Raw genomic sequence first — 26,807 nt, 5'->3', positions numbered from 1 at the left:
TCAGGCGCCGCGGTCGCTGCGCATTTCCTTGGTGCGGTGATCGTCGCCGGCCGCCGCGCGCGCCGCGACCAGGCTGAAAGCGACGATGCCGACCACCACGATGGCCGCGCCGAGCAGGCTGCGCCCCTGCGGCCAGGCTTCGCCCAGCCAGAGCGCGCCGATCAGGGTCGCGAACAAAATCTCCGCCGCCTGCATCGCCTCGGCCGCGGCCAATGCGGTCGGGTCGTTGCGGACCATGCCGGTGGCCTGGAAGAACAGCACGGTCGCGATCACGCCAGCGCCCAGCGCCACGCCGCCGGCCAGCCACAGTTGCCCGGCCGAAGGCACGCCGGCCTGCGCGAAGGCGTACACCGCGACCGCGATCCACAGCGGCTGGCTGGCCAGAGTCATGCCGAACACGCGCTGGGTCGCGTTCAATTCGGTCCCGCTGCGCTCCAGATGCAGCAGCAGGCCGCGGTTGCCCAGCGGATAGGCGAAGGCCGATACCGCCACGCAGATCAGCGCGATCCAGCCTTCGCGATCCAGCTGGCCGCCGCCGTGTCCGAGCTGCAGCAGCAACACGCCGGCCACCACCACCGCACCGGCCAACAGCGCCGGCAACGGAATCCGCGCGCGCGCATCGCGGTACAGGAACGGCGCGCACAACATGCCGGCGATCACGGTGAGCTGAAAGGTGCCCGCGACCAGCCACGAGGGCCCGCTTGCCGCGGCCCAGCTCAGGCACACGTAGAACAGCACGAAGCCGATGCCGCTCCACAGCAACCACGGCCACGGATGCGCGCGGATCGCACGCCACACCGGCGCCGCGCCGCCCTGCACCGGCATCACCAGCAACAGCAGCGGCAGGGTGATCAGGTAGCGCAGCGACGCCGTCCATGCCCAATGCCCGCCGCCGACCGCGGCGGCGCGGTTGAGCACGTAGGTGCAAGTGAAGAACAACGCCGAGGCGAGCGCGATCGCGACCGCGGCCAGGGCGAGACGACGTGGGGTCATGGCGGCGCTCCAGGCGCGTACGCGTCGGGGTAGCGACGCAGGCAGTCGAGGACGATGGCTTCGATATCGCGCTCGGGTTCGGTATCGAAATGACGCAGGTAATCGGGATAGCGCGGCCACTCGTGCACGTTGCGCGAGCCGCCATGCACCAGCTCGTTGCGCAGCTCGAACAGCCAGGCGGCCCGGTCCGCCGCCGCAGGCAGCGCCGACACCCGGCGCACGCCCTCGACGATGCTGTCCTCGACCCGGCCGCGCACGCCGAACAGCGCGTCCAGGGCGATGAAGTAATGCAGGTAGTAGGCGATGTCGTCCGAGCCCATGGCCAGGTTGACGAAGCACAGCGCGTTGCCGAGCCGTTGCGCCGCGTCCGCCGGCAAGGCCGCGCGCGCGAGGTTCCAGGCGCGCAGGCGCGGCGCCAGCAAGGCGACCTCGTTCTCGTCGCCGTAGCAGGGATAGACCCGACCCAGGCCGGACAGCTCGTAACCGCTGCGCAGCGGGCCGTCCTGCAGCAGCAGACAGTGTTCCTGCGCCACCTGGGCGACGCGATGACGGCGGCGGTCTTCGCTCCAGAACGCGTACACCGCGGCCATCGCCTGTTGCGCATCGCGCTTGTAGCGCTGGCGCACGCCTTCCTTGCTGCCTTGGTACTCGCCGACCAGCCAGGCATGGAACAGGCCTTCGCGAAAGCCGATCGCGCTGCCGGTCAGGTGGCCGGTCAGCGGGCTCCAATTCGCGAGTACGCGGCCGCCGTTCAACGAACGCCAATAGCTTTCGTCGTCGGGCCGCACGATGCGCAGGTTCGCGAATCCCAGATCGACGCTCGCGCCGACGATCCGGTACAGAGGATGGATCGCGACCCAGCGGCCGCTGTCGCCCAGCAGCTGCGCCTCCATCGCGGCGTGCAGTTTATCGACCGCGTCGGCTTCGGCGACGGCCAGACGATCGAACAAGGAGCCCGCGGGTGCGGTGAGCACGCCTTCGAACACGCCCGGATCCAGGCAGCGTTCCTGCAGGGTGCGCTGGATCAGCTCGACGACGTGCATCAATTCGTGATGGCCGCGCTCGGCGCGCTCCAGATAGCTCGCGGCCAGCAGTTTGACGCTACGTTCGGCGCGCGGCGTGCGCCACCAGGTGACCGTCAGGCTGGGCGCGAACGGATGCAGATCGACCGCGATGAAGCTGGTCTTGCGGCCGCCCTCGGGCTGGCTGCCCAAGCGGATCTCGCGCAGCAGCGACAGCCAGCCGGCGCGCAGCGCGCGCATGCTCAGCCGCGTCTCCGGATCGGAATCCTCGCCACCGGCACCTGCACTTCGTCGACGCCGCCGACGCGGATCGGCGTGCCCGGCTGCGGGCCCCAGGCGTGGGCGTAGACCACTTCCCAGGTCGCCGGCAGGCGGCCGTCGGGAGTGCGCAGCGCCTCGTAGGCCTGCGCCGCGCGCGCGAAACGCGTGCGGCCGGTGAGGCTGCGGCGGCGCTCGCGCATGGCGTTGGTCGCGCCCAGGGTGCGCAGTTCGCGCATCAGGCCGCCCAGGTCGTCGTGGCTCAGCACGAACTCGTCGCGGTCCAGCACCGGGTCCTTGAAGCCCGCCGCGATCAAGGCGTCGCCGAACTGCGCGATCGAGGGGAACAGGCTCACGTGCGGGGTGTTGTCGGCTTCGGCGAAGGCACCGCGCAGCTCGAACAAGGTGTCGGGGCCGAAGGTCGACACCAACAGCAGGCCGCCGGGCTTGAGCACGCGGCGGAAGCCGGCGAACACCGTCGGCAGGTCCTCGACCCATTGCAGGCACAGATTGGAATACAGCACATCGACGCTGGCGTCGCGCAGCGGCAGCGCGCGCGCATCGGCGCAGAGGGCGTCGGGCCGGCGCGCGCCGCCGAGGAAACGCGGCAGGCCGCCGCTGGCGTTGTGGCGGGTTTCCTGCAGCATCGGCAGGGCCAGATCCAGCGCGACGACCTGCGCGCGCGGCCAGCGCTTCTGCATCGCGATCGCGGCATGGCCGGGGCCGCAGCCGACATCGACCACCAGCTCGGGCGTGCGGTCTTCCAGATAGTCCAGGGTTTCCGACAGGCGCGCGCCGACTTCGCGTTGCAGTGCGGCGGCGCCGTCGTAGCCATGCGCGGCGCGGGAGAAGGCGCGGCGGACTTGGCGGTGGTCGAACAGATCGGTCATCGGTAAGGCGATTTCGGTAGCGCGCGTGCGTCGTGGGCGCGACGTCCGCGCTGGGGGATCAGGGCGATGCGCCGGCGGCGTTCGCCGGCGGCAAAGATGCGGCGAATTCGTCGACCAGCTGCGCGACCTGTTCGGCCGCGCTCAGGAAGGGTGCGTGGCCGGCGCGGTCCAGCACCACGCTGCGGCCGCCGGGCGCCAGCGCGGCCGCGGCCGGCATCGCGCCCGCCGGTACCAGGCGGTCGCGTCGGCCGGAGATCCACAGGCTGGGCACGCGCAAGTTCGGCAACTGATCGCGCACGTCGATCGCGTCGAGCAGGCGCAGGCCTTCCTGCAGGGCGTGCTCGGCCGGCTCGCCGCGCTCGAAGGCCTGGCTGCGCAGCTTGCGCAACTCGTCCTGCGCGCTGGCCGAGCCCAAGGCCTCCAGGGCCAGAAAGCCCTCGAGCGTGCCGCGGAAATCGCGCTTGAGCGCGTCGCCGAAATCGCGGAACAGGTTCGGCGACACGCCGTGCGGCCAATCGGCGCCGGTCACGAAGCGCGGCGAGGACGCGATCATCACCAGGCCGCGCACCTGCTGCGGATGGTCGAGCGCGGCGCGCAGCGCGAACTGCCCGCCCAGCGACCAGCCCAGCCAGACCGCATCGGGAATGCGCGCGACCAGTTCGGCGGCCAGCGGCGTGGGCTCCAGCGCGGTACGGTCGTCGCGCGCGTGGCCGTGCCCGGGCAGGTCGATCAGGTGCAGGGTGTGGTCGTCGGCCAGGCGCTCGACCAGCGGCGCGAACAGGCCGCCGTGCATGGCCCAGCCGTGGATCAGCGCCAGCGAAGGTCCGCTGCCGAGGGTCTGCACGTACATGGCGGCCCTCAGTGCGCGTCGGCCAGTCGCCGCAGCGCGGCCAGCGCCGCGGCCGCGTCGGCGGCGCGTTCGGCCGGCACCAGCAGATGATCGTGATGGAGGCCGGCGAGTACGTTGCAGGCGATGCCGCGTTCGCTCAGTGCGGCCGACACCGCGGCGGTCAGTCCGACCGCGTCCAGCGCCGAATGCACGCTCAGGCTCAGCCAGGCGGCGACGAAGTCGTAGCCCAGCCCGCGCGCGTCGGCATCGGCGCGCGAGAGCACATAGCTCGCGCCCTCGTCCTCGCGCACGCTGGCGTGGGCGAGCGCGGCCAGTTCGGGATCGTGCCGCGCGCTGGCGACGTAAACGTATTCGCCCGCGCGCCGATGCACGTCCAGGCTGGCCAGCATCGGCGCGAGGTCGCGTTCGGCGACCGGGCGCGCGGCGACGGGCGCCGCGGTCATGGTGCGGGGGTGGCGCGCAGCTCGGCTGCGGCGACGACCGGGGCGCGGCCCAGGCCGGCGCGCTCGGCGGCGCGCGCAAAGGCTTCGATCAGGCCGTCGACGTCGGCCGGCGTGTGCAGCGCCGACAGCGTCACCCGCAAGCGGGCGCGGCCTTCGGCCACGGTCGGCGGGCGGATCGCCGCGACCCAGTAGCCGCTTTCTTCCAGCGAACGCGCCATCGCGATCGCGCGCGCGTCGTCGCCGCAGATCACCGGTTGGATCGGCGTGCTCGAGGGCTGCAGTTCCAGGCCCAGCTTGCGCGCGCCGTCGCGGAAGCGCTGGGTCAGCTCTACCAGCTTGTCGCGCCGCCAATGTTCGTTGCGTGCCAGCTTGACCGCGGCCAGCGTGGCCGCGGCCTGGGCCGGCGGCAGCGCGGTGGTGTAGATGTGACTGCGCGCGGTTTCGGCCAGGTGGCCGATCAGGTCGGCGTCGCCGTGCAGCGCGGCGCCGTAGCTGCCCAGGGCTTTGCCGAAGGTGGCCAGCTGCAGCGGCACTTCGCGCACCGACAGCTTCACCGACGCGACCGAGCCGCGGCCCTCGGGGCCGATCACGCCCACGCCGTGGGCGTCGTCGACGTACAGCAGGGCCTTCTGCGCGCGCGCGATCAAGGCCAGGTCGCGCAGCGGCGCGACGTCGCCGTCCATGCTGAAGACGCCATCGCTGGCCAGCATGGCCATGCCCTCGGGCACGCTGCGCAGCTGGCGGATCGCGCCTTCGGCGTCGGCGTGCGGATAGCGGCGCAGGCGGCAGTTGGCCAGGCGCGCGGCGTCGATCAGGCTGGCGTGGTTGAGCCGGTCCTGCACGCAGACGTCGTCTTCGCCGAGCAACCCCTGCACCGCGGCCAGGTTGGCCATGAAACCGCTGCCGAACAGCAGCGCGCGCGGCGAGCCCAGCCAGTCGGCGATCTCGCGCTCCAACGCTTCGTGGATGGCGTGGTGGCCGCAGACCAGATGCGAGGCGACGCCGCCGGCGCCCTCGCGCGAGGCCGCGTCCTGCAGCGCGCCGACCACGCCGAAATGCTGCGACAGGCCGAGGTAGTCGTTACCGCAGAAGTTGAGCAGCTTGCGGCCGTCGACTTCGCAGCGCGCGCCGTCGCGGTGGGTGACCGTGCGCATGACGCGGGTGCGCGAGGTCGCCTCGCGCTGTTCGCGCGCGGCGGCGATGCGTTCGGGCCATTGCGCTCGGTGCATGGTGGTCAGGCTGCGCAGGAGTGGGAGGGCGCCGCGTCGGTTTCGACGATGTCGGCGTGTACGGTGGCCGATTCTTCCATGATCTGCATCGGCCGCAGGCCCAGGCGCTCGAACAGCGCCATATCGCGCTCGGTGTCCGGGTTGCCCGTGGTCAATAGCTTCTCACCATAGAAGATCGAATTGGCGCCGGCCAGGAAGCACAGGGCCTGGAGCTCGTCGGACATGCTCTCGCGGCCGGCCGACAGGCGCACCATCGAGCGCGGCATCAGCAGGCGGGCGACCGCGATCGTGCGTACGAACTCGAACGGGTCCAGCTCGGCGGTGCCGGCCAGGGGGGTGCCCTCGACCTGGACCAGGCGATTGATCGGCACCGAATCCGGGTGCGCCGGCAGGTTGGCCAGGGTCTGCAGCAGGCCGGCGCGCTGGCTGCGCGACTCGCCCATGCCGACGATGCCGCCGCAGCAGGTCTTCATGCCCACATCGCGCACGTGCGCCAGCGTGTCCAGGCGGTCCTGGAACTCGCGGGTGTGGATGATCTCGTTGTAGAACTCCGGCGCGGTGTCCAGGTTGTGGTTGTAGTAGTCCAGGCCGGCCGACTTCAGGGCCTGGGCCTGGTCGCCCGAGAGCATGCCCAGGGTGGCGCAGGTCTCCAGACCCAGCGCCTTCACCTCGCGGATCATCGCCGCGACCTTCGGGATATCGCGGTCCTTGGGCGAGCGCCAGGCCGCGCCCATGCAGAAGCGCGAGGCGCCGGCGGCCTTGGCCTGCTTGGCCTTCTCCAGCACCGCCTCGGTGCTCATCAGCTTGGTCGCGTCGACGCCGGTGTGGTAGCGCGCAGCCTGCGGGCAGTAGCTGCAGTCCTCCGGGCAGCCGCCGGTCTTGACCGACAGCAGGGTGCTGACCTGGACCTCGGTGGCGTCGAAATTCTCGCGGTGGGCGCTGGCGGCGCGGTGCAGCAGCTCCGGGAACGGCAAATCGAACAGGTCGCGTACTTCGCTGCGCGACCAGTCGTGGCGCAGGGCCCGCGGGGGCGAAACGGCCGACTCGGCGACGGGGACTTTACTGACGACGGACATGGAGGTTTTCCGGCAGACGACACGGGGCAGAGGCGGCAGTCTGGAAAGCATGGACGACGCTGTCAACCAAACCCACCCCGCAACGGTTGACGGCCGCCTGGCCCGGCTCGGGCGCGGGCTGTGGCCGGCGCGCTGCCTGGTCTGCGGCGAGCGCGGCGCGGACGGCCGCGATCTGTGCCGGGCCTGCGCGCGCGCCCTGCCCTGGAACCGCTGCGCCTGCCCGCGTTGCGCACTGCCGTTGGCGGTACCCGCGCTTGCCTGCGGACGCTGCCTGAAACGCCCGCCCGCGCTCGACGCGGTCCGCGCCGCCTTCGTCTACGGCACACCGCTGGACCGCCTGCTGCCGCGGCTGAAGTTCCACGACGACCTCGCCGCCGGCCGCCTGCTCGCCGCCCTGATGCTGGACGATCCCCAGCGCCCCGCCCCGGCGGCCCTGATCGCGGTGCCGTTGGCGCATGCCCGCCTGCGCGAACGCGGCTACGACCAGGCCCGCGAACTCGCGCGGCCCTTGGCGCGGGCCCTGGGCGTGCCGCTGATCGAGGGCGCCCTGCGGCGCACGCGCGACACCCCGCCGCAGTCCAGCCTCGGCGCGCTGGCGCGGCGGCGCAATCTGCGTGGCGCCTTCGCGGCCGGCTTCCGCGGCGCGGCGCCAGCGCGGGTAGTGCTGATCGACGACGTCATGACCACCGGCGCGACCCTGCTAGCGGCCGCCGGCGCCCTGCGCCGCGCGGGCGTGGCGCGGGTGGAGGCCTGGGTATGCGCGCGGGTGCCGTGAGCGCCGTGATGAGGCATTGCCGCGCGCTGGGCGCGGCGGCGATCGCTGCGCTCGCGCGCGCCCTACGGCATCACCGGCGGCTGGTAGCTCAGGGTCAGCCCCAGCGCCCACAGCAGGCCCAGCACCAGCGGGATATGCACCAGCAACTGCACGAAGGTGAAACCGACGATGTCGCGCGCCTTCAGGCCCAGCACGCCCAGCAGCGGCAGCATCCAGAACGGATTGATCAGGTTGGGCAGCGCTTCGGCCGCGTTGTAGATCTGCACCGCCCAGCCCAGATGCACCTTCAGGTCGATCGCCGCCTGCATCACGTAAGGGGCCTCGATGATCCACTTGCCGCCGCCGGAGGGTACGAAGAAGCCCAGCACCGCCGAATAGGCGCCCATCACCAGGGCGAAGGTGTCGGCGCTGGCGATATGCACGAACACGCTGGACAGGTGATGGGCGAGGGTCTCGCCGCCGTGGCCGGGCGCCGAGGTCAGCAGCGCGGCGATGCCGCCGTACAGCGGGAACTGGATCAGCACGCCGGTGGTGCTGGGCACCGCGCGCGCGACCGCGTCGAGGAAGCTGCGCGGGCGCCAGTGCAGCAGCAGGCCCAGGGTCAGGAACAGAAAGTTGTAGGTATTGAGGCTGGCGATCGCGCTCACCGCCGGCTTGCTCGCGAACTCGTGGACCAGCCAGCCCAAGCCCAGCGCCGACAGCGCGATGGTGATCAGCGGGCTGTACTCCAGCCATTCGCCCGGGCGCGTGCGCGGCGGCAGCGCCGGCGTGGCCTGGCGCTGATCGGCACCGAACTCGCTGGCGCGCCGCACCGAGGCGCCGCGCGGCGCGGTCACGTAGCACACCAGCAGCGACACCCCGATCAGCGCGGCGGTGAGCGCGATCGACTGCCACAGGAAGATGGTCTGGCTGAAGGGGATCACGCCGGTGATCGCCAGCAGCGCCGGCGGCATGCTGGCCGGGTTGGCCTGCAGCTGCGCCGCCGAGGAGCTCAAGCCCATCGCCCAGACCGCGCCCAGGCCCAGGTAGGCGGCGGCGCCGGCGGCGCGGTAATCCATGTCCAGGTCCTCGCGCCGCGCCAGCGCGCGCACCAGCAGGCCGCCGAACACCAGCGAGAAGCCCCAGCTCAGCAACGAGGTCAGCATGCTCAGCAGGCCGACGTAGCAGATCGCGCCGCGACCGCTGCGCGGGACCCGTGCCAAGGCATCGATCAAGCGCGCCACCGCCGGCGCGGTCGCCACCACGTAACCGCCGATCACCACGAAGGCCATCTGCATGGTGAAGGGGATCAGGCTCCAGTAGCCCTCGCCGAATGCGCTCGCCGTGGCCTTGGGCGTGGCGCCGAAGCCCAGCGCGGCTATCGCGACCACCATCACCGCCAGGGCCGCGAACACATAGGCATCCGGAAACCAACGCTCGGCCCAGGCCGCGCTGCGCAGGGCGAAACGCGCGAGCGCGCCGTCGTTGGCGGGAGCGGACGCGGCGGTCGGGGTCATGGTCGAGGTTTCCGGCGGCGATGGACACGAAGATTCTGCGCGGCCCTGCAGCGAGCGCCGTTAGCACTTTAGTCGCAGCGAGGGCGCGGTTTGCGATGGGAGTCCGAAATTGGCTCCTCAGCGATAGAAGACCTCTCCCGCTTGCGAGGTGAGGGGCAGCGCTTGCGAGCTACTGGTTCACGCTGCACCGAACGCCCGACCGCTGTGCGCTCGGGCCGAGATATGGACCGGTGCGGGCAACACATAAGCCCCTCTCCCGCTTGCGGGGTGAGGCGTGGCGCGAGCCACTGGCTCGCGCTGGGCCGAACGCCCGACCGCTGTGCGGTCGGGCCGGGGTGTGGGTTGGGGTGAGGGCAGCGAGCGCCGTGGGCGCAAGCCTCTACTGCTGCTGCTCCAGCAGAGCAGCAACAAAAGCACCCCTCACCCTAGCCCTCTCCCGCAAGCGGGAGAGGGGACCAAGCTTTGTGAGCTCAGCTTGGAGCGAACTCTCGCCGGACATGGTTCATGGTGAGTTTTTCGAACCATCTGCAGCAGGGCTCTCACGACTCCAATGCCGTGCGTGGGTCCTGCTCCGCACAGGTTGCATCGCACACCCACCCTCAATACCCACTGCTCTCCGCCGCGAACCGCACCGGTACCGTGATCGTCGCGCTGCCGCCGTTGTTGAGGCTGAGGTTCAAGCTCACCGCGGTGTCGCCGGTCGCGCCGCCCGAGGCCGGGCAGCTGCCGTTGCTGGCGGTGCAGGTCCAGGGCCCGCTCAGGCTTACGCCGGTGGGCAGGTTGTCGCTGATCTGGGCAGCGTTGGCCGCGTCCGGGCCGTTGTTGGTCACCGTCAGGGTGTAGCTGGCGGTGCCGCCCGGCGTGTAGGTCGCCGCGCCGTCGCTCTTGACGATGCTCAGGTCGGCCTGTCGCAGCGCATTGGTGATGGTGCAGTTCAGATCGTCGCCGGCGCTGGGCGAGAACTCGGCCCATTGCTGGCGGTTGCCGAGGTTGTTGCCGCCGCCCGAGGGCAGCGCCGTGGCCGAGCCTGCGGTCGCATTGCTGCAACTCAAGGACACGCGGTACGCGCTGGGCGCCTGATCCGGACCCGCGGGCGTGGCCTTGATCGCCTCTTCGAACTGCATGGTGCTGCCGGCGGGCAGGATGGTTACGCCCGTGCTCGCGCTGGTCGGCGCGGCGCCGCCGCTGGTGGCGGCGCTGGCGGCGAGGATGCCGCCGGAGTAGATCCGCACCGTGGCCTGGTCGCTGGCGCCGACGCGCGCCTGCAATTGCTTGCTCAGGTTGACCCAGACCGGGGTCGGCGTCGGCCGGCAGGCGCTGGCGTCGAAGTTGGTGTTGCCGATCAGGCCACGCAGCACCGCGCGCACGCCGTTGTGCAGGCCGCTGCCGGCAGCGCTGGGCACGGCGCAGGCATCGTTGCCGGTACTGCCGCCGCGATTCACCCGCACCCGCACGCTGATCACATAGGTATCGGTCTGCCCCGCCGTGAGGTTGCGCCATTGGCCTTGCAACAGCCACGGGCCGCTCCCGCTCAACGCGCTCGCGGCGCCGCCGTTGAAGGTGTAGCTGGCCGAGACGATGCTGGTGTCCGGGTCCAGGCCGGGCGTGTCGGTGAGGCTGTAGCTGGCCGCGACCAGGCTGGGGTTGTTCACCGTCACCGTGTAGCGCACGTCGGACAGATCGGCGCTGCCCGCCACCGCCACCGGCGCGTCGGCGTTCTTGTTGACGGCCAGGCTCGCATCGTCGTCGGTGATGGTGTAGCTGCGCGTGTCCTGGGCGGCACCGCCGCAGGTGGTGATGGAGGTCAGCAGGAACGGCAGCGGCGAGCCGGTGGGCGGCGAGATCCGCAGCGCAATGGTCTCGTTGCCTTCCGGCAGGATGTCGTTGGTGATCGCGATCGGCAGCGCGATCAGGCTGCCGGTACCGCCGTCGTAGGTGCCCGCGGGCACGGTGACGTTGAAGGTCGCCGCATTGCCCGGCGTGGTGTAGTCCACGCCCAGGGTCGCGGTGCCGCCGGTGACCTGCACCTGCACCGTCAGCCCGCCGGCCGGCACCGTGCCGTTGATGCGCAAGGCCGGCAGATTGCCGCCGGTGGATTCGGGCGAGGAACTGCTGGGCTGATCGAATTCGATGAAGGGCCGCAGTACCAGCTGGATCGCATCGAGAAAATTGCCGACCGTGAGATCGCCGCCGGCGGTGCTGATCGACTCGAAGCCCAGGCTGTTGGTGCCGGTGGCGCCGGCGTAGGTGAAGTTGCCGCTGTAGTCGACCCAGCCGTTGCCGCCGGCGACCGGCGCGTTGGCGGTTCCCTGCGAGACCGTGGGCGTATCGAAGCTGCCGTTGGCGGTGGTGCCCACGCGGATCACGGTGGAGGACGCGCCGACCTTCATCTCGGCCACGTCGCGCACGGTGTTGCTGCTGCGGCCGCGGTGGCTGAACACCCAATCGATGCGCTCGCCGTTGATCATGCACACGTTCTGATACATGCGCGAAGTCGCGGCGGCGTTGAGTTCGGCGAACTGTTTGCCTTCGCGCGCGGGCACGCCGTTGAAGTTATTGGCCCACAGCTCCATCAGCCGGCCGCTGGTGCCGACCGAGGCCGGCGGCACGCACGTACCGCCGGCGGTGCCGATCGGATGGGTGGTGGTCCAGCCGGGAATCGCGCCTTCCGGGATCAGCGCGTAGCAGGCCGTGGTGCCGTTGCCGAGCACAGGCGCTTCGAAACCGATATTGATGAAGCTGCGTTGGACCTGCGCGGCGGCAGGCAAGGCGAGGCAGGCGATGGCGAGCGCGGCCAGGCCGCGAAACAAACGGCGTCGAGTCATGTATCCCCCTGTTACGTGACCAGTGTCACAAAAAATCAGGAGAGATGCCTGAATTGGTCTTCACGCCATCCGCCTAGCGGCACCCGCGGCGTGCCCACCCCGACGCCGAATCAGGGCGCGGGTGGCGGACTCGGCTTCGGGATGTCGGCGCGCGGGCGGCGACCGGAGCCGATCACCGCTTCGGCGCTGAGTTCCATCGACGCGCCTTTCGAGAACAGCGCCGTGGTGCCGACCGCGGTCCAGGCCGGGTAGTGGTCCTTGAAGAATTCGTGGTGCACTTTCAGCACCGGCTCGACCACGCGGCGGAACTCCTCGTGGTTCTGGGCCACGTGGAAGCTGTTGAGCTCGACCACGTCCTCCAGGCTCGCGCCCGCCTGCTTGAGGTGGACCTCGAGCTGCTGGAAAGCCCAGCGAATATTGGCCTCCTCGTCGGGGCCCGAACGCGACGGAATACCCGAGACGATCACCCGGTCGCCGACGCGCAGCACCGGCGTGTAGTGGATGTCGTGATAGGAGCTTTGCCAGCCGGCCGGCGCGAAATGCTCGCGCGTGGGCGCGGCGGCGCTCGGGGTTTCGGCGCCCGCGGCGGTGGCCACGGCGCACAGCACGGACAGCACCAGCACGACAGGCAGACGCGGCATCGCAGCACTCCGGTGACGGACGGTGCCGCCATTGTAGGCACGGGGCCGGCGCCAGGACTGCGCCGGGCCCGACCCTTCAGGCCGCCGTCGCGCCGCCGCCCAGGGCGTAGTCCAGCGCCAGCCCGGCGAACACCGTCAGCCCGACCCAGTGGTTGTGCAGGAAGGCCTTGAAGCAGGCCGCGCGGTCGCGGCCGCGCGCGATCGCGAATTCGTAGGCCACCAGCAAACTCGCCAGGCCCAGGCCGCCGAAATACCAGACGCCCAGATCGGCGCGCTGCCCGGCCAGCGCCAGCGCGGCCAGGAACAGGGCGTACAACACGCCCTGGGCGACCAGGTCCATCTCGCCGAACAGAATCGCGGTCGACTTGGCGCCCATCTTGAGGTCGTCCTCGCGGTCGACCATCGCGTACCAGGTGTCGTAGGCGGTGGCCCACAGGATGTTGGCCGCGTACAGCAGCCAGGCCACCGCCGGCACTTCGCCGCGCACCGCCGCGAACGCCATCGGGATGCCCCAGCCGAAGGCCATGCCCAGGTAGACCTGCGGCAGATAGGTGTAGCGCTTGAGGTAGGGATAGCTGGCGGCCAGGACCACGCCGACCACGCTCATCAGCACGGTCAGGCGGTTCAGGGTCAGCACCAGCGCGAACGCGGCCAGCATCAGCGCGGCGAACACCATCAGGGCCTCGCGCCCGCGCACCTCGCCGGTCGCCAGCGGGCGGTGCTTGGTGCGCTCGACATGCGGGTCCAGCCAGCGGTCGGCATAGTCGTTGATTACGCAGCCGGCCGAACGGGTCAGCCAGACCCCGGCGCTGAACACGAACAGGGTCCACAGCGAGGGCACCCCCCGCGCGGCGATCCACAGGCCCCACCAGGTCGGCCACAGCAGCAGCAGCCAGCCGATCGGGCGGTCGCCGCGCACCAGCTTCCAGTACAGCCCCAGGCGGACTTTCCAGGCCGGCGGCGGCACCGATTCGGGGGTTTCGTAGCGCTCGTAACTCATCCGATCAGAGTACCAAGCCCCGCAAGCGCGCCGCGATGCCGGCCGTTCGCCGCCGCCACGCCACGTCCGCGTGCGTTTGCGGCTAGAATGCCGGTCCCGCGTGGCCCCGACTTTGACCGGTCGGAGCGCCGGGATCTCAGCCAGGCGCCCGTAGCTCAGCCGGATAGAGTAGTGGCTTCCGAAGCCATTGGTCGGGGGTTCGAATCCCTCCGGGCGCGCCATTCCCATGTCTACGGGCATGGGTGCCGGCTTTATACTGGCGTGCGGCCGCACCTTGGTGCGGTTCTTGTTGATGGCTCCGCATGCCCGGCCGGGTGTGCGCAATAGGTGGATCGTGCGCAATTACGACCTCGAATTCCTGAAGAAATTCTCGATGGTGATCGGCTTCCTGATGCTGGTCACCCTCGGGCTGATGATCGCCGCCTACTTCGTGCACCAGCAGATCCCGCCGGAGATCGACCCGGCCGTGGTCAAGCGCACCGAGCAGCGCATCGCTCCGGTCGGCGCGGTCTACGCCGGCAGCACCGGCGCCTCGGCCCAAGCCGCGGCCAAGGCCGCCGCTGCCGCCAAGGCCGCCTCGCAGGTCGCCTACGGTGGCACCACCGACGGCGCGGTGATCTTCGACAACCTCTGCGCGGGCTGCCACAAGTCCGGCGCCGGCGGCGCACCGACCCTGGATCAGGCCCATTGGGGCCCGCGCCTGGCCAAGGGCAAGGACACCCTGCACAAGCACGCCATCGAAGGCTTCACCGGCACCGCCGGCATCATGCCGCCCAAGGGCGGCAACCCGGCCCTGACCAACGAGCAGGTCTCCGCGACCGTCGACTGGATGCTGGCCAACCTGAAGTAAGCGCCGCCGCATCGCGCCGCGCCACGACGCCGCCTTCGGGCGGCGTCGTCGTTTCCGGGCCCGGCCGCCGCGCGCATTACGGCGGCGTAATACGGAGTCGCCCGATCCGTTCGATAATGCGCGACCTCTCCGTGGCGCCCACGCGATGCCTGCCTTCCGTCCCCGTTCCGCCGCCCTGCTGTTGCCCTGTCTGCTGCTGGCCGCCTGCGCCAGCCTGCAACGCGATCCGCTGCGCGCCGACGGCACGCCGTCGACGCCGATCGGCAGCGTGCAGGGGCACGGCGCGGCCAGTCCCCTGATCGGGCAACGGCTGGTCGTCGAAGGCACGGTGACCGCGGCGCTGACCGGCGAGAACGACCGCTTCGTGGGTTGGTTCGTGCAGGACGGCGGCGACGACGACGAGGCCAGCTCCGACGCGCTGTTCGTGCCCGCCGCGGCGGACGTGTCGCTGCATACGGGCGACCGCGTGCGCGTGATCGGGCGCGTGCTCGAACTCGACACCGGCCGCGGCAGCCACCTCACCGCGCTGGACCCCGAAGCCGCGCGCGTGCTCGGCCCCGGCCGCACCGAAACCCTGGTGCTGGACGCGCCGCCCGCCGATTGGTCGCGCTACGAAGGCATGCGCATCGGCATCGGCCGCGCCCTGACCCTGGCCGACACCGACGACATCGCCCAGGACGGCCGCGCCCTGGTCGCCTTCGACGGGCCGCTGTGGCAGCCCGGCGAACGCGCCGCGCCCGGCAGCGAAGCGGCGCGCGCGATCGCCGCCGACAACGCCCGCCGCCGCCTGTGGCTGGACGACGGCCGCATCGTCGGCGCGCCCGCGCTGGACGCCGGCGTGCTCCCGTCCGGCTACGCGCAGGCGCGCAGCGGCAGCACCCTGGAAGGCGTGGAAGGCGTGCTCGACGCGCGCGACGGCGGCTGGCGCCTGCAGTTGACCGCCACCCCGACCCTGCACGCCGCGGCGCGCGAACCGGCGCCGCAGGCCGGCGACGCCAGCGACCTGCGCATCGCCGCGTTCAACCTGGAAAACCTGTTCAACGGCGACGGCCGCGGCGCTGGCTTCCCGACCCCGCGCGGCGCCCGCGACGCGGTCGAGTACCAGCGCCAGCAGGCCAAGCTGATCGCGACCATCCAGGGCCTGAAGCCCGACATCGCCGCGCTGATGGAGCTGGAGAACGACGGCTACGGCCCGGACTCGACCCTGGCCCAGCTGGTCGAAGGCCTGCGCCGCGACGGCGGCGACTGGCGCTTTGTGGCCACCTGCCAGCTGCCCTGCGCGGCCGATGCGCGCGGCCCCGGCAACGACCAGATCCGGGTCGGCCTGATCTACCGCGCCGACCGCGTCGCCCCGCGCGGCGCCGCCGTCACCCTGCCCGGCGGCCCCTTCGACAGCGGCAGCCGGGTGCCGCTGGCCCAGGCCTTCGTCGCCCTGCGACGCGGCCGCCCGGCCGGCCCGGCCTTCACGGTCGCGGCCAACCACTTCAAGTCCAAGGGCTGCGGCCAGCAGGCCCAAGGCGCGGACCGCGACGCCGGCGACGGCGCCGCCTGCTGGAACGCCCTGCGCACCGAATCGGCGCGCCGCCTGGATGCCTGGCTGAAGACCGACCCCACGCATTCCGGCAGCGATCTTGCGGTCATCCTCGGCGATCTGAATGCCTACGCCGAAGAAGAGCCGGTGCGCACCCTGAAGGACGCGGGCTGGCGCGACGCCTTCGTCGTGGCCAAGGTCGCACGCCCCTATAGCTACGTGTACAAGGGCGAGCTCGGCCGCCTCGACCACGCCCTGCTCAGCCCCAGCCTGGCCACGCGTCTGCGCGGCGCGGTGGAATGGCACATCAATGCCGACGAGCCACTGTCGGCCGGTTATCGCGCCGGCGCCGACGGCCCCTGGCGCAGCTCCGACCACGACCCGCTGCTGCTGGCGTTCCGCCTGGTGACGGCCCGCTGAGGGCCGGCCCGCTCACGCCCCCTCGGTATGATGCGCGCATGACCACCCCCGCCTTCCCCAGCGAAGCCTCCACCGTGCTGAGCCTGACCGGCCCGGCCGGCCCCCTCGAGGCCATCGTCGAAGCCGCCGAAGACCAGCCGCGGCCGCTGGTCGCGATCGTCTGCCACCCGCTGCCCACCGAGGGCGGGACCATGCACAACAAGGTCGTGACCATGACCGCGCGCGCCCTGCGCGAGTCCGGCGCGGCCACCGTGCGCTTCAACTACCGCGGCGTCGGCCAGTCCGAAGGCGAGTTCGACCAAGGCCGCGGCGAAGCCGACGACCTGCGCGCGGTCGCCGCCTGGGTGCGCGCGACCCGCCCCGACGCCCAGCTGTGGCTGGCCGGCTTCAGCTTCGGCGCCTATGTCTCGCTGAAGCTGGCCGACGAACTCAAGCCCGGCATGCTGATCTCGATCGCGCCGCCGGCCGGGCGCTGGGACTTCGCCGGCATCGTCGCGCCCGACTGCCCCTGGCTGGTGATCCAGGGCGAGGCCGACGAGATCGTCGACCCGCAGGCGGTCTACGCCTGGATCGACAGTCTCAAGCAGCCGCCGGACCTGGTGCGCATGCCCGACACCAGCCATTTCTTCCACCGCCGCCTGATCGACCTGCGCGGCGCGATCAAGAACGGCATCAAGCCCTACCTGCCTGCGCATGAGTGAAGCCACCGCGGCGGCGCTGCCGTCCGCCGCCTATGCCGCCGGCGTCGCCCGCGGCGACTGGAACGACGACCCCGCCCAGCACCCCGCGCTGCGTGAACTCGACCGCCTGCATGCGCTGCTCAGCGAGCCGCCCAAGCGCGGCCTGTTCGACGGGCTGCTCGGCAAGAAGGCCGAGACACCGAAGGGCTTGTATCTGTGGGGCGGCGTCGGTCGCGGCAAGACCTTCCTGATCGATCTGTTCTTCGATGGGCTGCCGATCCGCGAGAAGCGCCGCACCCACTTCCACCGCTTCATGCGCGAAGTGCACACGCAACTGCGCGCGCACGCGGGCGAGAGCGACCCCCTGGCCAAGATCGCGCGCCAATGGCGGCGCGAACTGCGCGTGCTGGTGCTGGACGAATTCTTCGTCATCGACATCGGCGACGCCATGCTGCTGGGCCGCCTGCTCGAACGCCTGTTCGCCGAGGGCGTGGCGCTGGTGACCACCTCCAACACCGCGCCGCCCAATCTCTACGCCGAAGGCCTGCAGCGCGACCGCTTCAAGCCCGCGATCGCGCAGATCGAACAACACTGCGAAGTGCTGTTGCTGGACAGCGCGCACGACTACCGCCTGCGCGCGCTGACGCGCTCGCCGGTGTACCGCACCCCGCTGGACGCCGAGTCCGACGCCTGGCTGGGCGCGCGCTGGAAAGAACTATCGATGGCTTGCCCCAAGGCGCAGGGCCCGCTGCACATCGACGGCCGCGACATTCCCGTGCGCGGCCTCGCCGAGGGCCACGCCTGGTTCGACTTCGCCGCGCTATGCGAAGGGCCGCGCGCGGCCAGCGACTACATCGAGATCGCCACCGAGCACCACACCGTGCTGCTGGGCGACATCCCGTTGTTCGATAGCCGCAACGAAGACCCCGCGCGCCGCTTCGTCACCCTGATCGACGAGCTGTACGACCGCCACGTCAACCTGGTCTGCACCGCCGCCGCCGCGCCCACCGAGCTGTACCGCGGCCACAAACTGGGCGGCGCCTTCGAACGCACGGCCTCGCGCTTGATCGAGATGCAGTCGGCGGAGTATTTGGCGTTGGAGCATCGGGGGTAAAGCACCCCCCCTTTTCAAATGGGCGAACCGTCCGCTACGAGATGGATGAAGTCGCGGCCGGTTTCGAATCCTTCGATTGTCGGGTTCATCTTCTCTTCGATTGCCTAGAAGCCCGGATTCGTCTTCGCCTTTGATTCTCTCGAAAATCCGGGTCGGTCTTCGCACTTTTCGAAGCGGAAAGACCGCAGGTCGACGCCGCTCCACACGCCAATTTTGGCGGCCTCACCGGCGGCTAACGACGAGGCAGCGCGGCTTCGGAGAACCTATGCAAACCTGCGGACTATCCGTGCCATAAAGCCACCACTCTTCACGGCACACCGCCTCGATCATCACCTTACGCATCCATCACGCACACACTCCCGCAACAACCGACTCCGTTACCCTGCCGCTGGATGGAGCAACCGCGGTAGGAGGGGGGAATGGGAGGATTAAGTCTGTGGCATTGGATCATCGTTCTTGGCTTGGGCGGCTGCTTCGCCTTGGTGGTGATCCTGATCATCGCCTTGTTGCGCATGCGCCGCGATAACTGACCGTGCGCGGCGCCGAGGCCGTCGTTATGGCGCCTCAACCCGTAGGGTGTGGTGAGCGCGAGCGAACCGCACCAACGTCGCATCGGTACGCGTGCGCAACCTGTGGCGGCGTGAATCTTTCCGATCCGGACGTGCTCCGGAGGTAACGACGATGCGGTTCGCTGCGCTCACCGCATCCTACGATGGAGCGAACTCCACGTGCGACGACCGCTGACCATCGCGCCCGCGCCACGCGATGGCCGTAAGGTGTGGTGAGCGCAAGCGAACCGCACCAGCGCAACTTCGGCACGGCCGCGCACCTCAAACATGCGCCGCTATGGCCAAACTCCGCTGGCCGCGGAAGCCACGACGATGTGGTTCGCCTGCGCTAACCGCATCCTACGGTGGACCGAACCCAGCGTTCGACGACCGCTGACCGTCGCGCCCGCGCCGCGCGATGGCCGTAGGGTGTGGTGAGCGCAAGCGAACCGCACCAACGCAACTTCGGCACGGTCGCGAACCTCAAACATGCGCAGCTATGGCCAAACCCCGCCGGTCACGCAGGCCACGACGATGCGGTTCGCTTGCGCTAACCGCATCCTACGATGGAGCGAACCCCGCGTGCGACGACCGCTGACCGTCGTGCCCACGCCGTGCGATGGCCGTAGGGTGTGGTGAGCGCAAGCGAACCGCACCAACGCAACTTCGGCATGGTCGCGCACCTCAAGCAAGCGTGGCTCTGGCCAAACTCCGCTGGTCACGCAGGCCACGACGATGCGGTTCGCTTGCGCTCACCGCATCCTACGCAGGCCGAACTCCGGGTGCGACGACCATCGTCGGCCGCACCCAGCCCCAGTTCATACGGGTCGCTCAGAACCGATAACGCGCGATCAGCTGATACACCGGCCCGGCCTGCTCGCTCTCGCGTTCGTATTCGTCGTAGTCGCGGTCGATCTGGTCGGCCAGGGTATCGAACTTGTTGAAGTACTCCTGCTTCTTGGCGTCCAGCAGGTTCGATCCGGTCAGGCGCAGCGAGAAGTTCTCGCCGAAGCGCTTCTCCACGAACACTTCCAGATCGGCGCCGTAGCGCGTGGTCACTTCCTCGGCCAACACGCGCGAGCGCACATCGCCCTGGCGGCGGTAGCTGGCGCCGAAGGCGATGCCGTAGTCGGCGATATCGTGGATGAAGCCGACGTTGTAGACGTAGCGTGACTGGTTGTTGAAACGGCGCTCGCCTAACTCGTCGTCCACCGAGCTGTCCAGCCAGGAATAGTTGGCGAACACGCCGGTGTTCGGCAGGCCGAATGCGGTCAGCGGCGTGGACAGGTCGAACTCGATGCCGTAGACGTAGCCGTCGCCGACATTGGCGGCGGTGTAGACGAAGCTGTCCGGGTCGAACTGCGGATAGCCGGGCGTGGCCGGGGTCGCGCCCGGATGGTCGTCCAGGAACTCCTCCAACTCGTCCTCGTAATCGTCGCGCGCGGTCGCGCTGGGCTCGCCGGTGTTGGCGATCTCGATCAGATCCTTGACGTCGCGGTAGAACAGATTGACGCCGACGATGCCGTGCCGGCCCAGGCGACGCTCGAAGCCCAGGTCCAGGCCCCAGGCGGTCTCCGGGTCCAGCTGCGGATTGCCGACGAAGTCGTTGTCGCCGTACTCCTCTTCCAGGGTCAGCGGCAGGATGTAGTTGAAGTTCGGACGGCGCACCGTGCGCGCCAGCGACAGGGTGATACGGTCGTTTTCGCTGACGTTCCAGCGCAGGTGCGCCGACGGCAGCAAGGTCGCGTAGTCGTTGGAGGCGCGCTCGTCGTCGTTGCGCACGTCCACCTCGGTGGTCTCGTAGCGCAGGCCCGCCTCCCAGTCGAAGACGCCGCCCTTGCCGGAGAACATCAGGTAGGGATCGACCCGGCGTTCCTCGATGGTGCTGCGGCTGCGCTCGAAGTCCGCGTACGGCGGCAGCGGAGCGCCCTCGTCGTCGCTGTCGACCTCGCTGGTGCGCAGGGTGGTCTCGCGGTTCTTGGCGGTGGTGTCGACGCCGAACTCCAGCCGCACGCCGCCGCTGAGGTCGCGCTGATGCGACAGCGACGCGGTGCGCTCGCTGTCGACCTGATCGGTGAGGATGCGCGTGCCCTCGCGTTCGTCGAACGAGGGCGGCGTGTCGTCGTCGTCGAAACTGCTTTCCTCCTCGGTGTCGGTGCGCTCGTCCTCGAAGCGGGAATAGCCCAGGTCCACGGTGGTGCGGCCGCCCAGCATGTCGAAGCGGTAGCTGCCCGACAGCGCCAAATTGTTCTGGTCGATGTCCACGACCTGGTCGTTGTCCGACAACAGGTGCGCGCGGTCGTTGAGACGGGCGTCGTTGTATTCCAGCGAATGCTCGCGCTCGCTGCGGTCGGTACGCACGTACAGGCCGCTCAGCGACAGCCGGCCGCTGCCGATGTCGCGGGTGTAGGACAGATTGGCCGAGTAATCGGTGCCGTCGCGCGTGTCGGTCTGGTTCTCGGCATCGGTGAAGTCGCCGCCCGGCTCCTCGAAACGGTCGCTGCGCTTGAGCTTGGGGTTGTAGCGGCCCTGCACGTTGAAGCCGCCGAGCAAGCGGCCCTCGCCGACCTGGCCGCCCATCACCGCGCCAGCCGTACCCTTGACCTCGCCGTCGTCGAAACGCAGCGCGCCCGCGCGCAGGTAACCGCCGTCGAACTCGTAGGCGTCGCGCAGCACGATGTTGAGCGCGCCCGCGACCGCGTCGCCGGAGCGATTCGCGCTGGGGCTACGGATGATCTCGATGCGCTCGACCAGTTCGGCCGGGATGCGGTCGACGAAGAACGAACGGTCGTCGCCCGCGCCGGGCACCTTCTTGCCGTTGATCAGGATCTGGGTATATGCCGAATCCAGGCCGCGCAGACGGGCGCCGTCGTACTCGAGCACATCGGATACGAAGGTCACACTGGGCACGCGCTTGAGCATGTCGCCCACGGTCAGCGGCTCGAAGCGCTGGAAGTACTCCAGATCGTAGGACAGCGTCGGCGCGACCGCCTCGGTGCGATTGCGATAGACGATATCGCCCTGCACCACCACGGCATCGAGATCGCGCGCATCGGCGGCGGCACTGGCGGCGGCGGTGCTGGCGGTCTGGGCGAGCGCGCCACCGGCGACGGCGAACAAAGCCGTGCCGGCGAGCGCGCGCGCCAGGCCGATGGCCAGGAGGGTCTTGGTCATTGCGGGTGTCCGCTTCGGGGAAGCGCGACTATCTACGTCACCTGCATGGCGGGACGATGACACCGCGCGCATTTGCCTCCGACGGGCCGATGTCCGCAAGCTGTCATCTGCACCGGCTACGCTCCGCGCGCCGCGGGCCGTCGCTCCGCTCCCATCCAACGAGACCCTCATGCGCCAGCGTATCGCGCCGCCAGTCACCGTGTCTTTGATCGGTTTGTTGCTGTTGTCCGCCTGCGCCAGCGGCCGCGTTGAACGCGAGCCCGACGAGACCGGCGCCGAGCCCATGCTGGCGACCGCGAACGTGCCGCACCAGGTGATCCGCGAAGCCTTCCTCACCGCGCGCACACCGGAAGAGAACGTGGACTCGCCCGCCTCGTGGATCGCGCCCGACGGCCGCGTGCTGCTGCTGGCGACCTCGAAGAAGACCAGCCGCCTGATGATCTACGACGGCGACACCGGCACCGAACTGCGGCGCTACGGCAGCGCCGGCGCCAAGCCAGGCCAGTTCCTGCGCCCCAACGGCATCGCCGTGCATGGCGACCGCGTCTACGTGGTCGAGCGCGACAACCACCGCGTACAGGTGCTGCAGCTGCCCGGCCTGGCATCGCTGGGCAGCTTCGGCGGCGACGAACTCAAGCAGCCCTATGGCTTGTGGGTGCGCGACAACGGCGCCGGCCAAGTCGAAGTGCTGGTCAGCGACGCTTATATGGCTGGCGAAGACGCCAACGGCGACGAAATCCCGCCACCGCTGGCCGAGTTGAACGCGCGCTACAAGCGCTACCAGGTCGGCACCGGCGCGGGTTCGTTCGAAGCGCGCTACCTCGGCGCCTTCGGCGACACCACCGAAGCCGGCGCCATCCGCGTACCCGAATCCCTATGGGGCGACGTCGCCCACGACCGCCTGCTGATCGCCGAGGAAGACCTCAAGACCGGCACCGCCGTGCGCGAATACGACCTGTCGGGCAAGTACCGCGGCCGCACCCTAGGCCTGGGCCTGTTCAAAGCGCAAGCCGAAGGCATCGCCCTGTGGACCTGCCCCGACGGCAGCGGCTACTGGCTCACTACCGACCAGTTCAAGGACCGCAGCCTGTTCCACGTCTTCGACCGCAAGACCCTCGCCCACCTGGGCGCGTTCTCGGGCGAGACCGTGGGCAACACCGACGGCGTGTGGCTGCAGCAGCGCGCGACGAAGCGCTTCCCGCTAGGCGTGTTCTATGCCGTGCACGACGATATGGGCGTGGGCGCGTTCGACTGGCGGGATATCGCCAAGGCGCTGTCGCTACGCGAGCGTTGCGACGGCTGAGGCTCAACGGCCCACCGGCGACAGCCAGGCAACGAAGTCAGGCCCCGAAAACGAAAAGCCCTGCGACGAATCGCGGGGCTTTTCGTTTTCACTCTGCGGAATCCGGCATTACTTTTGCGGAATGTCGCACTGCATGGCCCCATCGATGAAGCACTGCCCATCGGCAGCGGCTTCTCGAACTCGCTCATTCTCGCTATGACGATGGAGCTTCCGGATGTTCGGCCGACCAGATCGCCGCGATGGCGTCGGGGCCTTTCATCTTCCATTCCCAAGCTTCTTCCGGCGTTAGGCGCCGAATGCCGCCGATATGCCGGTCGGTTTGCCTCGGATAGCTGCCGTCAAGCAGTGAAACTCCCCACGCGAAACCCGCGTCATCGAGACCTAGACATAGACAGGGATGGAAGAACGGATCCTCGTAGATCTCGCCCGGTCTCAGTGGGTTCGCTTCGGTAGGGATGTCCGGCATCACTTGTGAGTCGATAAATACCGTGGTTATCAAAGAATGGATATCACTCGCCCTTCAGGCCAGTGCGGCATTGTGGACGCCCTCGATCTCGGTCGCTCGATCTCTGTCGGAAAGTTCATCCTGCCCCGTGTCTTTGACCCGCGTTGTCGTGCCTTCCCTATCTGGAGGACAGTAGCATTCGCTTTACTTCAGCATACTCGCGATCCCGCCCTCGGTCGCATGCCTCCAAGGGCTCTCCGTAACGCTCAATGGCATCGACCAAATCTAACAACTTGTCGGACTCATCCCCCATAGCGACCTTCGCTACAACCAAGCCCTTCGCCAGACAGATATCCACCGTATCCCTTGGCGACTCCACTAGATAAGCAATGTATGCATCGACATAGAAGTCAAAGGCGATGTCGCCCATCCAAACCAAGTCCTCTATGTACACATGATCAGTTTTTCTGAACAGATCAATTGCCTCTTCGAGTGACTTCCCGAAGAAGTGTTCATGCGCAACTCGTTCATCCAACTGGGCCAAGTTGCTTGGACTAATTTCCAGCAAGGTTGGGATGCTCAGAACACGTCCTCCGTAAAACTTTGAGCGGCCTTTGCGCGACATTTATTCCGTGCCATGGACACTGCAAGAATCTGACGTCTATCACCATAGCTAAGGGACACCCATAGAATTCTTGTAGGCAACTGGTCGCCGCCACTGCCATGAAGACCGCAAGAAGCAGGCTTCCTCCGTTTGGCAACAGGAGCAGAATGGACTTTTCAAGAAGTCGACTCTGACCCATTTTCATCGGCAAGCGATCGCGGGGTTCCTTGTTTTCAGGTCATGGAAGCCCGCGTCACTGTTGCGAATTTCCATGCTGCGCATAGGGGCTTGGAAAGTGCACTCTGACCCCTATTCCACTACAAGGGCCAGGACGCGATCGATCTGCGCGTGCGCGGCGTGCGCTGAGGCGAGCCTGGCTTCACAAAAAAGCCCCGCTTCTGCGGGGCTTTTTTATGCGCGCTCGAAGGATCGGCCAGTGGAACGATCGATCCCGCACANGCGCTGAGGCGAGCCTGGCTTCACAAAAAAGCCCCGCTTCTGCGGGGCTTTTTTATGCGCGCTCGAAGGATCGGCCAGTGGAACGATCGATCCCGCACAAGAACGCTCGTCGCACGCAGCGCTGCACGCAATGAAACGTGCCGGCCTGGCCGGGCGGGATTAGCGAAGAGCGGGCCTGTGTCATGAGGCCAGCATCTCGGGTCTGTCGTGCTTGCGCAGCCAGAAAAGTCTGAATCTGATGCCAGGCTAGTGCGGAACTTTGGGTGTCCCAGATAGACCCTCGAAGTTCCGTTCGCAATAGCTTCGGGTGAGATCACTACTTCTTACCTGGCCGCACAGGCGCTTTGAGCGAAGAGTTATTAGAGTGAAGTCGGAAGCCAAAGCGGGATCCGGCCTAGACGTACGCAGACGATACTCCAATGCAGCCAGGGCTTCTGCGGCGACACGAGGTCGATTGTCGGAAGCGGCGTCAACAAGCACATCTATGGACTCAGCGCCATGCGCGTCGCTCAAAGCAGCCAAAGCGCTGGCAAAAATTTCAGTGTCATTTGATTTCAAGCTATCGCTTATATAGCGATAGTAGTCACCATACCCGTCTTTGTCCTGTGCCAGAAGCAATCCTGCGATAGCTAGCATTTCAATAGCATCGCCCTTGGATGAGTTTTTCTTTGATGACCTCTCTGACCACATTTTTTTGTATCTTTCAACAGCCACTACACCCTCTTCAACAAAGGCCACTTCAACTTTCGTCCGCCTGTCTTGTCCTTCGTTATCTATGGCGCCACTCGCTCCTCCCGCCATTTCGACACTGCAACCAGCTACAGCTAGGCAGAGCCATATCCATGCAGCCTTTCGCATGGCAGAGAGATCAAGTTGATTCATAGTGCGACCCTAGTATGAGTAGTACCGAGATGAGGACCACTTCCTTTCCTCAAAGCGAACGTGTTCCCATTTTTCCGCGAAGTACTCGTTCACAAAAGTTTTGCTAACTACCTGCCCGCACTCTCTACAGACTTCAAAATTCACAATCCGCATTACTCGACGCCGCTCAACATTGTATCGCTGCGTAAATCTATGCCAGCAGTACGCCCCGAATTCCAGTGGCATGCCGAATGGCGTCTTTCTCGCTCGCCACCTCTTCATATCTGGAATTATGTCTGTTGGATCCGGATCTGACATGCCCGGAACGGGAATGCAGATCCGTCGCTCTTCAACTGCGCCGATAAGTCGATTCCTCGTCTCTCCAGTGAGCCCATAACCACCGTCGTATTCAGTCTCAATCCGGCAATCCGGAGCTAAACCGGTGCTGTCAAGGTACGATAGAGGATCCGAATAAACGTAGCCGTACAACGCGATGCCACCAACCAACCCGATGGGATCAGTTCGCGCGTATCGACCTGACACAGGATCGTAATCTCGGTAGTAGTTGTAGTTGAGCCCACTCGCAGCGTCATGAAGCTGCCCTGGGAACCGCAGGTCGAATACGAACGTGGTGCCATTGTTGTCGGGGTCTTGGTTTGGGGTGCTATCACCGAAAGCTTCATTACCCAACTGCCACGCCCATACCGACTTCTCCGCCACCGGATCGATCACATTGCGCGGCGTGCCCAGATGGTCAGCCTGGACGTAGTGCAGCTTGCTCGCATCGAGCACACCGATCGGCAGATCGCCTAGCCAGATGACTTCCTGGATGCGGTTGCCGGCGTGGTCGTAGATACCGACCGTGTGCCCGGCCTCGTCGTAGCTCGCGTAGGTCTGCGCCGTTGACGTGGTCGTCGGATAACGGCGCGTCTGCTCGCCCCGGCCGTTGTAGGCATAGTTCATCACCGCATTGCCGCCCTGCTTCACCTGGCCCATGCGGTTGGCGGCGGTGTAGGCGTACTCCTGGGTGGTGCCGCCCACGGCGGTGGTGTTGCCGGTAGCGTCGTATGTGCGAGCCGTAACACCCACCTGCGACAGGCGATGGTTGCTGGTCGGATAGGTGTAGGTCTGCGTAGCGCCCGCGTCGGTCTTGCTGGTGCGGTTGCCGGTGGCGTCGTAGGTGTAGCCCTGCAGCAACGCATTGGTCGTGCCGTCGCGGGTCTCGGTCAGGCGGCCGAGCTTGTCGTAGGCGTAAGCGCGCAGCGGCGGTTCGGACTGGTCGCCCTTGCGCAGCTTGATCAGGTTGCCAACCGCGTCGAA

At 68.2% G+C, this 26,807-nt stretch carries 21 protein-coding genes and 1 tRNA gene; 7 read left to right on the top strand and 15 right to left on the bottom strand.

The annotated features are described in order from the left end of the window. The 7 genes from ASE43_RS07560 to bioB are packed head-to-tail and all read right to left on the bottom strand — an operon-like array spanning position 1 to position 6,761. Positions 1-993, bottom strand: a complete 993-nt coding sequence (locus tag ASE43_RS07560; protein ID WP_056177589.1) for a multidrug resistance efflux transporter family protein — start codon at positions 991-993, stop codon at positions 1-3. Further along, positions 990-2,255: a hypothetical protein gene (locus tag ASE43_RS07555; RefSeq protein ID WP_057160048.1), complete on the bottom strand. Its 1,266-nt coding sequence runs from the start codon at positions 2,253-2,255 to the stop codon at positions 990-992. The genes ASE43_RS07560 and ASE43_RS07555 overlap by 4 nt, the downstream gene beginning before the upstream one ends. Before the next feature lie 2 nt (positions 2,256-2,257). Further along, the gene (gene bioC / locus ASE43_RS07550; RefSeq protein ID WP_057160047.1) at positions 2,258-3,163 is read right to left on the bottom strand and encodes a malonyl-ACP O-methyltransferase BioC; all 906 of its coding nucleotides are present in this window, start codon (positions 3,161-3,163) and stop codon (positions 2,258-2,260) included. A 58-nt stretch (positions 3,164-3,221) separates the two neighbouring features. Beyond that, on the bottom strand, positions 3,222-4,013 hold the full coding sequence (gene bioH, locus ASE43_RS07545; RefSeq protein WP_057160046.1) for a pimeloyl-ACP methyl ester esterase BioH: 792 nt from the start codon (positions 4,011-4,013) through the stop codon (positions 3,222-3,224). An 8-nt stretch (positions 4,014-4,021) separates the two neighbouring features. Further along, on the bottom strand, positions 4,022-4,456 hold the full coding sequence (locus ASE43_RS07540) for an ACT domain-containing protein (RefSeq protein WP_057160045.1): 435 nt from the start codon (positions 4,454-4,456) through the stop codon (positions 4,022-4,024). Next, positions 4,453-5,685, bottom strand: a complete 1,233-nt coding sequence (gene bioF, locus ASE43_RS07535; RefSeq protein WP_056177580.1) for an 8-amino-7-oxononanoate synthase — start codon at positions 5,683-5,685, stop codon at positions 4,453-4,455. The genes ASE43_RS07540 and bioF overlap by 4 nt, the downstream gene beginning before the upstream one ends. A 5-nt stretch (positions 5,686-5,690) precedes the next feature. Next, positions 5,691-6,761, bottom strand: coding sequence for a biotin synthase BioB (gene bioB / locus ASE43_RS07530; RefSeq protein WP_056177578.1), 1,071 nt, complete (start codon positions 6,759-6,761; stop codon positions 5,691-5,693). Positions 6,762-6,810: 49 nt separating this feature from the next. On the opposite strand from bioB, the gene ASE43_RS07525 reads away from it, so the two are divergent. Then, positions 6,811-7,536, top strand: a complete 726-nt coding sequence (locus tag ASE43_RS07525; protein WP_057160044.1) for a double zinc ribbon domain-containing protein — start codon at positions 6,811-6,813, stop codon at positions 7,534-7,536. Positions 7,537-7,598: 62 nt separating this feature from the next. On the opposite strand, the gene ASE43_RS07520 is transcribed toward ASE43_RS07525, so the two are convergent. The 4 genes from ASE43_RS07520 to ubiA form a co-directional block, all read right to left on the bottom strand. Beyond that, on the bottom strand, positions 7,599-9,032 hold the full coding sequence (locus ASE43_RS07520; RefSeq protein ID WP_057160043.1) for a TIGR00366 family protein: 1,434 nt from the start codon (positions 9,030-9,032) through the stop codon (positions 7,599-7,601). Positions 9,033-9,631: 599 nt separating this feature from the next. Beyond that, positions 9,632-11,857 carry a DUF11 domain-containing protein gene (locus ASE43_RS07515; RefSeq protein ID WP_157499747.1) on the bottom strand — a complete coding sequence of 742 codons (2,226 nt, stop codon included), beginning with the start codon at positions 11,855-11,857 and terminating at the stop codon, positions 9,632-9,634. A 110-nt stretch (positions 11,858-11,967) separates the two neighbouring features. Then, positions 11,968-12,498 carry a Rid family hydrolase gene (locus ASE43_RS07510; protein ID WP_056177570.1) on the bottom strand — a complete coding sequence of 177 codons (531 nt, stop codon included), beginning with the start codon at positions 12,496-12,498 and terminating at the stop codon, positions 11,968-11,970. 76 nt (positions 12,499-12,574) lie between these two features. After that, the gene (ubiA, locus tag ASE43_RS07505) at positions 12,575-13,498 is read right to left on the bottom strand and encodes a 4-hydroxybenzoate octaprenyltransferase (protein ID WP_057160041.1); all 924 of its coding nucleotides are present in this window, start codon (positions 13,496-13,498) and stop codon (positions 12,575-12,577) included. A gap of 144 nt (positions 13,499-13,642) precedes the next feature. Between ubiA and ASE43_RS07500 the strand changes: the two genes are divergently transcribed. The 5 genes from ASE43_RS07500 to zapE all read left to right on the top strand — a co-directional run bounded on the left by ASE43_RS07500 (position 13,643) and on the right by zapE (position 18,093). Further along, a tRNA-Arg gene (locus ASE43_RS07500) sits at positions 13,643-13,719 on the top strand. 113 nt (positions 13,720-13,832) lie between these two features. Beyond that, a complete protein-coding gene (locus ASE43_RS07495; RefSeq protein ID WP_056179792.1) occupies positions 13,833-14,348 on the top strand; it encodes a c-type cytochrome in 516 nt (171 codons plus the stop codon). Between the two features lie 145 nt (positions 14,349-14,493). Further along, entirely contained in the window at positions 14,494-16,299 is a 1,806-nt protein-coding gene (locus tag ASE43_RS07490; protein WP_082607167.1) for an ExeM/NucH family extracellular endonuclease, read from the top strand. A 38-nt stretch (positions 16,300-16,337) separates the two neighbouring features. Further along, entirely contained in the window at positions 16,338-17,000 is a 663-nt protein-coding gene (locus tag ASE43_RS07485; RefSeq protein WP_057160040.1) for an alpha/beta hydrolase, read from the top strand. Then, positions 16,993-18,093, top strand: coding sequence for a cell division protein ZapE (gene zapE / locus ASE43_RS07480; RefSeq protein WP_057160039.1), 1,101 nt, complete (start codon positions 16,993-16,995; stop codon positions 18,091-18,093). The genes ASE43_RS07485 and zapE overlap by 8 nt, the downstream gene beginning before the upstream one ends. Positions 18,094-19,472: 1,379 nt before the next feature. On the opposite strand, the gene ASE43_RS07475 is transcribed toward zapE, so the two are convergent. Further along, on the bottom strand, positions 19,473-21,815 hold the full coding sequence (locus ASE43_RS07475; protein WP_057160038.1) for a TonB-dependent receptor: 2,343 nt from the start codon (positions 21,813-21,815) through the stop codon (positions 19,473-19,475). 169 nt (positions 21,816-21,984) lie between these two features. Between ASE43_RS07475 and ASE43_RS07470 the strand changes: the two genes are divergently transcribed. Further along, entirely contained in the window at positions 21,985-23,118 is a 1,134-nt protein-coding gene (locus ASE43_RS07470; protein ID WP_057160037.1) for a phytase, read from the top strand. Between the two features lie 623 nt (positions 23,119-23,741). On the opposite strand, the gene ASE43_RS07465 is transcribed toward ASE43_RS07470, so the two are convergent. The 3 genes from ASE43_RS07465 to ASE43_RS07460 form a co-directional block, all read right to left on the bottom strand. Continuing rightward, positions 23,742-24,188 (bottom strand): hypothetical protein, encoded by a 447-nt coding sequence (locus ASE43_RS07465; protein WP_157499745.1) that lies wholly within the window; start codon positions 24,186-24,188, stop codon positions 23,742-23,744. Positions 24,189-24,872: 684 nt separating this feature from the next. Beyond that, positions 24,873-25,508 carry a hypothetical protein gene (locus tag ASE43_RS21770; RefSeq protein WP_157499743.1) on the bottom strand — a complete coding sequence of 212 codons (636 nt, stop codon included), beginning with the start codon at positions 25,506-25,508 and terminating at the stop codon, positions 24,873-24,875. 9 nt (positions 25,509-25,517) lie between these two features. Beyond that, positions 25,518-26,807 (bottom strand): RHS repeat-associated core domain-containing protein (locus ASE43_RS07460; RefSeq protein WP_162258769.1); only part of this gene is annotated, 1,290 nt, incomplete at its 5' end.

It is taken from the genome of Lysobacter sp. Root983, assembly GCF_001429345.1.
Lineage (GTDB): Bacteria > Pseudomonadota > Gammaproteobacteria > Xanthomonadales > Xanthomonadaceae > Lysobacter.
Note: the sequence above shows the minus strand (reverse complement) of the source record. Positions and strands in the feature narration are given on the sequence as shown.